The sequence below is a fragment of the Pseudoalteromonas sp. SR41-7 genome (genome assembly GCF_014163935.1).
GTDB lineage: Bacteria > Pseudomonadota > Gammaproteobacteria > Enterobacterales > Alteromonadaceae > Pseudoalteromonas > Pseudoalteromonas distincta.
In genome coordinates, this window is the sequence record NZ_JACJEF010000001.1 from 348,299 (window position 1) to 360,111 (window position 11,813).

General features: G+C 38.9%; 10 protein-coding genes and 1 tRNA gene. 4 read left to right on the forward strand and 7 right to left on the reverse strand.

Annotated elements, in window-relative coordinates; genetic code table 11:
• Positions 1-25 precede the first annotated feature (25 nt).
• The 3 genes from H5092_RS01585 to H5092_RS01595 all read right to left on the reverse strand — a co-directional run bounded on the left by H5092_RS01585 (position 26) and on the right by H5092_RS01595 (position 3,356).
• Positions 26-439, reverse strand: coding sequence for a GFA family protein (locus H5092_RS01585; RefSeq protein ID WP_007377055.1), 414 nt, complete (start codon positions 437-439; stop codon positions 26-28).
• A 234-nt stretch (positions 440-673) separates the two neighbouring features.
• On the reverse strand, positions 674-1,966 hold the full coding sequence (locus H5092_RS01590) for an amidohydrolase (RefSeq protein ID WP_182732780.1): 1,293 nt from the start codon (positions 1,964-1,966) through the stop codon (positions 674-676).
• 400 nt (positions 1,967-2,366) lie between these two features.
• Complete coding sequence (locus tag H5092_RS01595; protein ID WP_182732781.1) at positions 2,367-3,356, reverse strand: fatty acid desaturase; 990 nt, start codon at positions 3,354-3,356, stop codon at positions 2,367-2,369.
• Between the two features lie 391 nt (positions 3,357-3,747).
• On the opposite strand from H5092_RS01595, the gene H5092_RS01600 reads away from it, so the two are divergent.
• Positions 3,748-3,832: transfer RNA gene (locus H5092_RS01600), tRNA-Leu, on the forward strand.
• Between the two features lie 218 nt (positions 3,833-4,050).
• On the opposite strand, the gene H5092_RS01605 is transcribed toward H5092_RS01600, so the two are convergent.
• From H5092_RS01605 to H5092_RS01620, 4 genes are all read right to left on the reverse strand, one after another.
• Complete coding sequence (locus H5092_RS01605) at positions 4,051-4,524, reverse strand: VOC family protein (RefSeq protein ID WP_058154199.1); 474 nt, start codon at positions 4,522-4,524, stop codon at positions 4,051-4,053.
• 100 nt (positions 4,525-4,624) lie between these two features.
• Positions 4,625-5,095 carry a GFA family protein gene (locus tag H5092_RS01610; protein ID WP_182732782.1) on the reverse strand — a complete coding sequence of 157 codons (471 nt, stop codon included), beginning with the start codon at positions 5,093-5,095 and terminating at the stop codon, positions 4,625-4,627.
• 103 nt (positions 5,096-5,198) lie between these two features.
• The gene (locus H5092_RS01615) at positions 5,199-7,271 is read right to left on the reverse strand and encodes a catalase (protein WP_182732783.1); all 2,073 of its coding nucleotides are present in this window, start codon (positions 7,269-7,271) and stop codon (positions 5,199-5,201) included.
• Positions 7,272-7,513: 242 nt separating this feature from the next.
• Positions 7,514-8,347 (reverse strand): mechanosensitive ion channel family protein, encoded by an 834-nt coding sequence (locus H5092_RS01620; RefSeq protein ID WP_182732784.1) that lies wholly within the window; start codon positions 8,345-8,347, stop codon positions 7,514-7,516.
• Positions 8,348-8,646: 299 nt separating this feature from the next.
• On the opposite strand from H5092_RS01620, the gene gss reads away from it, so the two are divergent.
• The 3 genes from gss (at position 8,647) to dps (ending at position 11,780) form a co-directional block, all read left to right on the forward strand.
• Positions 8,647-10,515, forward strand: coding sequence for a bifunctional glutathionylspermidine amidase/synthase (gene gss, locus H5092_RS01625; protein WP_182732785.1), 1,869 nt, complete (start codon positions 8,647-8,649; stop codon positions 10,513-10,515).
• 135 nt (positions 10,516-10,650) lie between these two features.
• Positions 10,651-11,019: a DUF2237 family protein gene (locus H5092_RS01630; RefSeq protein ID WP_182732786.1), complete on the forward strand. Its 369-nt coding sequence runs from the start codon at positions 10,651-10,653 to the stop codon at positions 11,017-11,019.
• Between the two features lie 236 nt (positions 11,020-11,255).
• Positions 11,256-11,780, forward strand: coding sequence for a DNA starvation/stationary phase protection protein Dps (gene dps / locus H5092_RS01635; RefSeq protein ID WP_024595435.1), 525 nt, complete (start codon positions 11,256-11,258; stop codon positions 11,778-11,780).
• Positions 11,781-11,813: the final 33 nt, after the last annotated feature.

The window sequence follows — 11,813 nt, forward strand, 5'->3', positions numbered from 1 at the left end:
AAGTAATACTGATAACCCCAAATAACTAGTTTTGTGGGGTTGTATCAAACGCAGGTACTTCGTGTAAGCCGCTCAACCAGCTCAATGTTGATTTAGCCCAAATTTGTGCTGTTGGCGTAAACTGATCACGCTGATCAACCGCACCAATACGCAAGCCATATACACGGTCAGCTTTAGCTTCGTTAGTTGCATAAAGTGTTGTACCACATGTGCCACAAAAACCTTGCGCACGCTTGTTACCACTTTGCGCTGTTTTAACAAACTCTTTTGGCTCACCTTGGGTAAATACTACCGAATTTGGCTCTGCAATTATAACGGCTCTAAATGGGCCGCTCGACATACGTTGGCAATCGCTACAATGGCAAACAAGTGCATTGTTATTTTGAGACTTTGCCTGGTATTTAATTTCACCACAGTAACAGCTTCCAGTAATTTCCATTATTTAAATCCTTAATGCTTATGAAGATTGAATCGAGATATAAGACCGGCAGTATCGATCCATTATTTTTAAAATATAAAAAATTGCTCGCCGGTTCATTTGTATATTCGGTTAGGTTTTTAATTTTTGAGAGTGATTTTTTCAAAATTGAGCAAGTGCTACAAACATGATGCGATGTTTTAAATAAAACAGCAATACCACGTTAAGCTAATAGCGTAACGTGGTGTGTTTAAGCTATCTTTTATGTGCGTTTAAATAATCAACAGCTAACAGGCTGAGCGCCTTAGTGCCTACTTTAAACGATGATTCGTCGGCATAAAAATAAGGTGAGTGATTACTAGCCACTGTATTTAAATCTTGCTCACTTGGTGTGCCGCCTAAAAATACAAATACACTCGGCACTTCTAATGCGTAAAACGAAAAGTCTTCTGCGCCGGTTATTTTTCCCATTTCAACTACGTTTTCATTACCTGCTGCTTTTTTAAGGCTAGGTAACATTTGCGCAGTTAACTTTGGGTTATTAATCGTTACCGGATAACCTTCGTGAATATGTACCTCTGCAGTAGCACCTGACGATTTAGCAATGTGCATGGCTGTGGTTTTTATTTTTTCAAATATTTGTGCTCGGTTATCCATATCAAAGTTACGAATTGTACCTACCATTTCGACTTCTTCAGGAATAATATTATTACGTACCCCACCCGCTATCTTACCAAACGAGACAATAGCAGGCTCTTTGGTAATGTTGATTTGGCGACTAACAATATGATTTACGCCTGTTACTATTTGCGCAGCTGCGGCAATGGGGTCAACCCCAGTCCACGGTGCAGAGCCGTGTGCCTGCTTGCCATGTACTGTTATTTCAAACCGGTCTGCACTGGCCATTGCAGGGCCACTTCTATAGCCAATTTTACCGCTGTGCAAACTAGATGTTATGTGTAACCCAAAAGCAGCTTCTGGTTTGTATTGTTTAAATATGCCTTCTTTAAGCATTAACTCAGCGCCCCCCTCTTCCCCCTCAGGTGCGCCTTCTTCTGCAGGCTGAAATACAAACATAATATTACCGTGTAGCTCATCTTTCATGTTTGCAAGCACTTGTGCAGCGCCCATTAGCATAGCCACGTGCGTGTCGTGCCCACAAGCATGCATTATGCCTACATCTACACCACGGTAATTAGTGGTTTTAGTTGATTTAAAATCAACATCTGCTTTTTCAGTAACTGGCAGCGCGTCCATATCTGCGCGTAGCATTACTGTCGGGCCAGGCTTTGCGCCTTTTAATAGCCCCACAACACCTGTATAAGCAATCCCTGTTTGTACTTCCATACCCAGCGACTTTAAGTGCTTAGCGACAATACCTGCTGTGCGGGTTTCGCGATTTCCAAGCTCAGGGTTTTGATGAAAATCACGTCGCCAATCAATAACCTGTTGCTCTATCTTTTTAACTTGCTGATCAATGTTTGCATTGGCATTAAACGCACTAAGGGCAGCAAAGCCCAACGCTATTGAAATTAGTGATTTTTTCATCCTGTTTGTCCTTATTATATTTATTGGTTTTATAATATTGATGAGCACGAGCCCTTATGTATTATTGAGAATATAATTAGTTTGCTCTATAACCACTATTACTGAAGGCTCTACAATAATCAATCCCATTTAAGCTAGATGCCCAACTATGAAGGGCCACTTCACTTTTCACTGGTTTTATCTATTTTTAGTTTAAAGTTTTAGCGCTAATTAAGCCTACCACTTTTGCTTTTGTTGATTTAAAAATGGCACTAAATAGTCCACCAAAGCGCGGACAGTTGGGCTTAATAAACGTTGCGATGGATAGAGTAAATTCACGGGTAATGGGCTTGGCACATAATCGCTATTCAAACTATAAAATAAGAATAGCAATGTAGAACCTCCCTTATGTTGGGGGTAATTATTTATATGCATTCGCATTTTTAATGCTGTCAAAATCATTAAAGCGCACGTTGTGCTGCGCCATTACTCTAAGTATTTTTTTACTTAGCATTTGGCGTAAATAAAACGGCTGATTTGGCACAAAATGATGAATGGTATGCGTTTTACCAAAGTTAAAACAAAAGAAGTGAAACGGCATAAATAAACGACTCGTTAGGACATGAGTTTGTTCAAGCATGTTATTAACGCCGCCATAGTAATGCATGCTTGAGGTAACAAAATTAAGCGAGCTTGAGCGAATAATATTAGGCACAATGAGCACAACCATTAAAAATTCAAACACATCCATTGTACTTAACAACCAACTAGGTGAATTTAGCGAAAGTGGTATAAATAAATCAACGCTATGAAACACAATAACGCTGTATAAAATAGCAAAATACACAGTTGTTACCGGAAATCCTGCATTAAAAACACTCGAAAAACTAAAGCCATTAATTTCTTTTCTAAAACGTTTGGTAGAAATAACTAACCCTAGTAACCCATCTACAATAACTAGCGCACGTAAAAATGGATTTTTAATACCGTTACCCACCAAGCGTTCTTCTAGGTCTTGTTGTGTGCCTGAGGTTTTGTGATGGTGTAAATGCATTTTACGTCGGTACCATGGGCTAATAGTATTTGGCCGCATTAACCATACTACTAACATCATAAAATTATGCATGAAAGGCTGATTGCTAAAGTATTGTTTATGTATAAGGTCGTGCTCTAACTCATGGGAAATAGACGCAGCAATAGCGGCAAGTACTATACACACCCAAGCAGGTATTAGGGCTAAATAATATAAAACACCAACACCAATTAATGCGCTAAGCGACAGCAATAAAATAATTAACCCTAAGGTATTTTGATGTTCAAGTAATGGGTATTTTTGACGAAGTAATGCTTCTTCTGCCTTAATAGCTTTAACAATCGATTGAATGTTCTGTTTGGCACTTAATTGGGTCATAATTAATGTCTTAAAAACCTTGTTGTACAAATAATACCTGAACCAAGCGCAAAATCGGCATAAAGCAGGAATAATTATTATAATACGATTCACTATTATCAATAGTTCAATTGCTTATTTATTCAATCGCATAACAGTTTAATAGCACTCATAACCCAAAATATTCGCTTTATATATCAGCCCAAAAAGACTTAAAAAATTTACCGATGGAGTCTCCTTGCTATAAACGATTAATTATCAACCAGTTGTTTATGCAAATAAAAGAAAAGGCTTGCCGCCCCCTCTTTTGTTTGTATAATGCGGATACAGAATAAGAGGTATATAAGTATCCTTTTTATTTTAAGTGGTTTTTCTTTATCTTTTTATGCTTAAAAGATTAAAGAAAAATTATGCCAGCGTGATGAAATTGGTAGACATGGGGGATTCAAAATCCCCTTCCGAAAGGAGTGCCGGTTCGAGTCCGGCCGCTGGTACCACTTTTTGAACCTCAGCTAATTATTGGCTGAGGTTTTTTTATGCCTAAAATTTAACTAGTAATCTATACCACTTCGCTTTACGAAGTGAGCTACTTTTAGATAAGAAAACCGTGTCGATAACAAGGTAAAACCTAGTTAAGCTGAAGCAAAAGCCACAAACCTTCCATTAAAGCCATCAATGTAATTAGAAAGGTACATAAATCTAATTAGCATGCGAGTTATGCGTCTTGCTCTTGATTTGTTATATTCCCAATTCGATTATTTAACTCTTCGTCACTAACATCTTCTTTATGTGTACCAATGATCCATATATGACCAAATGGGTCTTGTAGTGTGCCGGTCCTATCACCATAAAACTGGTCATGTACGGGTCTTATTAGTGTTGCACCAAGCTCAATTGCTTTTTTAAACACGGTATCAACATCTTCAACATAAAGCATAAGGCTTAGCGCTGTACCACCGAGTTCTTTTGGGTTTTTTAAATGCTCTTCAGAACCATTATCTGAAAGCATAATATGCGAATCACCAATTATTATTTCTGCATGGGCTATTCCACCATCAGGTAAAGGCATCTGCATTACGTGTTCAGCACTAAATGCATCACAATAAAAATCTATCGCTTTTTGTGCGTCATTCATAATTAAATAAGGTGTAACTGAATGAAACCCTTTTGGTATTGCTGAGACTGCCATAATATTCTCCTTTACTTACGCGGTGATTTTTAATATTTAATTAACTAAATATGCGTTTAATTGCCCCTAAATTTAAGCTTAGCTCATACAAAAAATTGCGTTACTTTTCGAGGTTTAAACGTTTATGCCAAGCAGCAATACTTTCATCAGGGTATTCTTCAAACTGCTTGTCACCTTCACTAATGGGCGCATTTACCCAATTTGCTTTACTACCAAGCATTAAATGAGTGCGCTCTGGCGGTATGGGTAACTCACTATCTATTGCACCAGCAAAGGGGTGAACTTGCTCAGGCCAACGTGCATCGTATAACCACAAGTTAGCACTACAATGCTTACAAAAATGACGCTCTGCAGGGCTGATTTTATCGCCTATTTTTGCATGATAAATAGTTATGTGTTCACGCCCTGTAACCTCAAGCGTGCTGTATTGCGCGTTTAAATTAATAACAAACCCGCCGCTCCCTGCGGTTTTACGGCATATAGAGCAGTAACATAAATTGTAAGGATAAGGGTGTTTTGAGTTGACCGTAAATACCACTTTGCCACAGTGACAAGCGCCATTAAGCTTCATAATATATCCAATATTTATTGTTGGCTTGAACTAATACCTTAACTAGGTGAGCTAAAAAAACCACAACAATTACATGCTGTGGTTTTTTTAATTATTGAGCTTACTAACGCTCCCAATATCTTAAATTACGCAATGTATTTATAAATTTATCGGCTGAATGTGCCTCTAAATCTATCCAACCATCATCTACTTTTCCATCAAGGCCTGCCGCTTTAAATAAAGGCTTAGCCTCATTTGTAAAGCCTATAAATTTCATATGTGCGTACGCATCACTTACAAAGTCTTTAGCTTCTGCTACGGCAGCTAGTTTTTTAGCTCCATCTTCGGTGGTGAGTACAAGTACCGCATCGTATAAAACCGATGGACCACCATTAATAACCTGATCAGCTTTAAAGTGTTTACCTTTACTGCATTTAGCACCGCCAACTTGCGGGGCAATAATTTCAAAGTTTGCACCTTCACTTTTAAGTGCATTGGTAACCGATTCAAAAATTTCTGCATTAAAGCCATCACTTACTAAAATACCTAATTTACGGCCTTTGAAGGTGTTGGGCGCATTTTTCAAAATACTTAACGCATCAGATACAGGTAAGTCTTTACGTGTTGGCATTGCAGCTTCTGCCGGATCTGGCATTTCTTGCAAGCCAAGTCCTTCGGCAACTTTATTTGCGAGGGTTTCGTCAATATTTAACAAGTGCGATACCAAACGTTCTCGTATTGGCAAATGCTCAACTTTAGACAGCTCAAACACGTACGCAGATTGAATATGCGCCTGCTCTACCTCTGTTTGACTTAAATAAAATTGATGAGCTTGACTGTAATGATCGCTGAATGTTTCTGAGCGATAACGCAGTTTATCACCGCCACTTACTTCAGGTTCCTTTGAGCTTTTAAAGCCATGTACTGGGCATTCGCGCGGGTTGTTTTCGTCGCCGCTCCATGAGTTTGGCTCATAATTAACACGCCCTTTTGGATTGTGCATTGCCATGTGGCCATCTTGCTGAAAATGACGCATTGGACATTTAGGCGCATTGACCGGAATATGCGTAAAGTTAGGACCACCTAAACGCTTGATTTGGGTATCTAAGTATGAAAAGTTACGACCTTGCAGTAGCGGGTCAGGTGTAAAGTCGAGCCCCGGTACAATGTTTTGAGTACAAAATGCTACTTGCTCTGTTTCTGCAAAAAAGTTGTCTACAACACGGTCAAGCACCATACGACCAACAATTTGCACTGGTACTTGCTCTTCAGGTATAAGCTTGGTGGCATCAAAAACATCAAATTCAAATTCATCAGCAAATTGCTGATCAAACACCTGTACACCTAGTTCCCACTCAGGGAAGTCGCCGTTGCCAATAGATTCCCACATGTCTCTGCGATGAAAATCAGGGTCCGCGCCGTTTAGCTTAAGTGCTTCGTTCCATACTACAGATTGCATTCCGCCTTTTGGTTTCCAATGAAATTTAACAAATTTCTCATCACCTTTGGCATTAATAAATTTAAAGGTATGAACACCAAAACCTTCCATAAAGCGTAAAGAGCGTGGAATAGCTCTATCAGACATTGCCCACATAACCATGTGCATTGACTCAGGTGACAAACTCACAAAGTCCCAAAAGTTATCATGTGCTGTTTGCGCCTGCGGAAAACCACGATCAGGCTCGGCTTTAGCGCTATGAATTAAATCAGGAAACTTCATTGCATCCTGAATAAAGAATACCGGTATATTGTTACCCACTAAATCCCAGTTTCCTTCTTGGGTATAAAATTTTACCGCAAAACCGCGTACATCACGTGCTAAATCTGGTGATCCTTTATTACCTGCAACCGTAGAGAAGCGAGTAAACACAGGCGTTTTTTCACCTTTTCGCTGAAAAATATCTGCACAGGTTAAATCTTCAAGCGTGTCGTAAGTTTCAAAATATCCGTGTGCACCATAGCCTCTAGCGTGCACTACACGCTCAGGAATGCGTTCATGATCAAAGTGAAAGATCTTCTCGCGCATTATGTGATCTTCTAATAATCCGGGGCCACGTTTGCCCGCACGTAATGAGTTTTGATCGTCACTTACAGGGCAGCCCTGCGCGGTGGTCATGGTAGGGTGTTCATCCGACGCTTTTTGATGCAATTCGCCGCCATGCCCTTTATTACCTGAGTATTTAAATGATTCAGCCATGTTTAGTCCTTCATACAGTTTGATTTAATGGGTCAATAGTTTTTATGAGCTTTAAAGCTAAAAGCGACTATGCAAATGCAAAATAAAGACCAGCCATCCAACCTAGTAAAAAAGGGCTGTACAGATAACAATGTAGTATTTGAGATGATTTATAAAAGAAAAAGTTACACAGGTATGTAACTTTTTCACACAAAAAAAGAGCACTTAAAAGTGCTCTTAGGTTTATGCATTTTTAAATTTAGTTAATCTTTATTCTCGTTAACTAAAATAACTTTACGATGTGGGAAAGGTATTTCAATGTTGTTTTTATCTAGTGCTTTTTTAATTAACTCTGGCACAGTGTAAAGAATATCGAAGTAATGCTCGCCCTTACAAAATGGCCTTACTAAAAAGTCTACTGAGCTGTTGTTAAGTGTTTCTACTTCAACAAAAGGCGCTGGATCTTTTAGTATATGTGGGTGCGCTGCAAGTACCCCATCTATAACTTTACGTACAGCCGTTGTATCTTCACCGTAAGCAACACCAAAATGCATATCCACACCACGAATTGGATGATGTGAATGGTTTATAATTTGCGCGCCCCAAATTTGACTATTTGGTATAATAACCTGTTGGTTATCGAACGTTTGTAAAATAGTAGTAAACATATCTACTTCTGTTACTTTACCAAAACGCCCTGCAGCCTCAATAAAGTCATTCACTTTATAAGGTCTAAATATTAGCAACATAACGCCTGCGGCAAGGTTCGACATTGCACCTTGTAACGCCAAGCCTATAGCAAGTCCCGCAGCACCGAGTAAAGCAATAATAGAGGCTGTTTGTACACCAAAGCGATTTAACACAGCAATAATAACGAACGCTAATATGATGTAGCGAGCCATGCTGCCTAAAAAGCGAAAAAGCGTATCGTCAAGATGAGTGTATTTATGACACAAGCCAATAATTAAATTGCGTACTTTGCCCGCTAACCATAAGCCTGCAAGTAAAATTGCAATTGCTAGTAATATGTTGGTTGCCCACGTAATTGCAGCGGGTAAATATTGATTAATATCAATGTTGTTTATTATGTCTTCCATTATTTTTCCTGTTTTAAAAACTTTTAACTAATTTTAGCTAGTTTTGCTATACCAAGCGCAACAGTTCAACAAAAAATTAACCAAAGTACGAATATAGGTTCAGTTTTACATGTATAAGCGCTTTGAAGGAGGGATTTCTTAACTACTGCTTTTAAAACGATGGATTGATAAAATATAATTTTAAGCCCTATTTAGCGCCAATATTTAATTAAAGATTATACCCAGTAATATCTTGCTATAACGCAGTTTGGCTCATATAGTCAGCAAATTATCACACCTTATTTTGAACATCTTTGTTTATGAAATCTTCTGCTCCTGCTAGTGATTTTGGTACTTTATTAGGTTATGCACCTGGTAATGTTGCTGTTTACTCATCTGATTATGATACGGCTGACGAAAGCATTTATCCTAATCGTAGCGCCTATCGTAGTTACCTAGACGGTATTTACATGGGCTATAAATGGCAATGCGTTGAGTTTGCCCGTAGATGGATGTACCTCAACCATAGTTATATTTTTGATGACATAGCCATGGCTTACGATATTTTTGAGCTGCGTTCAGTGCGCGATGTAAATAGCCAAAACAGATTGCCACTAAACGCGTTTAAAAATGGTGCTAAACATCATCCTCAAGTAGGTAGCTTACTTATATGGGAAGAAGGCGGCGAGTTTGAAGAAACAGGTCATGTTGCTGTCATTGTTGAAGTGCATGAAGATAAAATACGTCTTGCTGAGCAAAATGTAGGGCATCAAATATGGCCAACAAATCAAAACTGGTGCCGTGAACTAAAAGCAAAAGTAACTAAAGATGGCGACTATTGGATTGAGTGCTCTTACAGCGACGCCACTATTTTAGGTTGGATGACACAAACTGATGAAACAGAATATGCTGAGCCAACGTTTGAGCTAAACACTGACTTATTTACTATAGAAGCCCATAAAGCAGCAGATACAGGCCAAGCAAACAAGTCATGGTTAAATATTGCGAATGACGATGAAGCTGCCTACGTAGAAATGATGCAAGGCCATAAACTTACATCAGTAGATGAGGATCAACATAATTACTTTGCAATATCTCAAACGGCACAGCAAAGCATTGAGCATGCAACAAATGAGCTGCATGGCTTATTTATGCATGCAACCGACTATGTATTGCAGCACCCTGAGTTATTAAAAAAGTTTAATTTACCCGATGTTGTGCTTAATAAAATTCGCCAATCGTGGGATAACCGCTTAAACCAATTAATTACCAGCCGGTTTGACTTTGCCTTAACAGCAGCAGGTTTAAAAGTTTACGAATACAATTGCGATTCGGCATCGTGTTACATGGAAAGCGGCAAAGTTCAGGGAAAGTGGGCAAAACACTTTAGTGTTAAAACAGGTGTAGATGCAGGCCAAAATTTATTTAAAGATCTCGTAAAAGCATGGCGAAAAAGTGAGGTAAAAGGTCTTGTTCATATTCTGCAAGATGATGAACCAGAAGAGCATTACCACGCATTATTTATGAAAGAAGCTATTGAAGCCGCAGGCTTTGAATGTAAGCTAGTAATTGGCTTAAGCACACTTCGCTGGAATGAGTCAGGCAACATAGTAGATACAGATGGCGCACAACTGAGTTACGTATGGAAAACCTGGTCGTGGGAAACCGCACTTGATCAAATTCGTGAAGAATGCGAAGCCGACCAATCATTAGGTGATAACTTTGAACCACAATTCAAAGCTGGTGAAACGCCACGCTTAGTCGATGTATTACTGCGTAAAAATGTCATGGTGTTTGAACCGCTGTGGACATTAATTCCAAGTAACAAGGCTATTTTGCCAATACTGTGGAGCTTATTCCCTAATCATAAATATTTACTTAATACCGCGTTTGAGCTTAACGACGAGTTATTACAATCCGGTTATGTAGTTAAACCAATAGTAGGACGCTGTGGCGCTAATATTCAACTTATTGATGAGCAGCAGCAAGTTATAGAAAAAACAATGGGGCACTTTGCAGAGCAAGACCAAATATACCAACAACTATTTGCACTGCCTAAAGTAGACGACTACTTTGTACAAATATGTAGTTTTACAGCCGCCGGTAAATACTCTGGTGGTGGCGTGCGTGTTGATAAAAGCATGATCATAAACGGTCATAGCGATTGTATGGCGCTGCGTATTAAATAATAAACAATACTAAGCCCGCAATTTGCTGCGGGCTTAAGTTTGTGTAGCCCTTCCCTCTTTTAAGTTTTATAGCTATCTCAAGCGAGTTACTCCTGTTAGAGTAAATTTATTAAACACCACAAATTAAGGTATTTCATGGCGAATCAATTTAATGTACTCGGCACACGCTTAAAACTATGTTGCGGTAATGGTGGCTACACACGTGAAGGGTTTTGTTATGTACCAGAATCAGATCTTGGCAATCACAGTGTGTGTGCAATTATGACTGATGAATTTTTACAATTTTCAAAATCACAAGGTAACGATTTAATAAGCCCGAACCCTCTTTACGATTTCGAAGGTTTAAAAGCCGGTGATAAATGGTGCTTGTGTGCAGTAAGATGGCTTCATGCTATTTCAGCAAACGTTGCGCCACCAGTGGTGCTTGAGGCTACAAATAAAAAATCATTAGAAATAGTGCCGCTCGATGTTTTAAAAGCGCACGAATATAAAGCCAACGTTTAAATACACCTAAGAGTAACTAAATTAAAGTCTGCATATTTTACAAATATATGCAGGCTTTTCAAAAACCCAATCTCCTCTGCAGCCTTAGAAACCTTAATTTAAAATATAACCAATTGTTTTTGAATAACTTTTCAAATAAAGCAACTTACGGCATAACAGTTGCTTCATTAAGTTTAAGTCATGCTCATAACGCAACATATTATATGAGCAACACATTACTTAATGTAGGAGAAATTATGAGTAACAATAACGAATCAAACAAAACAACTAAATTTACCGCGCCAGGTATGAGTGACGAATCAGCCCAAAAAACAATAGCTACCCTCGATAACCGCATGGTTGCATTGATAGACTTACAACTAACTTTAAAGCATATTCACTGGAACGTAGTGGGACCTAATTTTATTGGCGTACATGAAATGATAGACCCACAAGTAGACATTGTGCGCGAAATGACAGACACAATTGCAGAGCGAATTGCGACTCTTGGTGCAGTACCTGTTGGCACACCAAAATCAATTGTAGATCGCCGTACTTGGGACGAATACTCAGTAGGCAAAGGCCTAGTAACCGAACATTTGGCTGCGCTTGATAAAGTATATAATGGCGTTAATGCCGATCACCGCAAAGCAATTGAGACTCTTTCTGAGCTAGATCCGGTCTCTGAAGATATGATCACCAGCCAACTAGCCGATTTAGAGCAATTTCAGTGGTTCATACGAGCACATTTAGAATCATCTACAGGCGAATTACAAAGCTAATACATCTAAAGTAAGAAAGCCCAGCATTGTTAT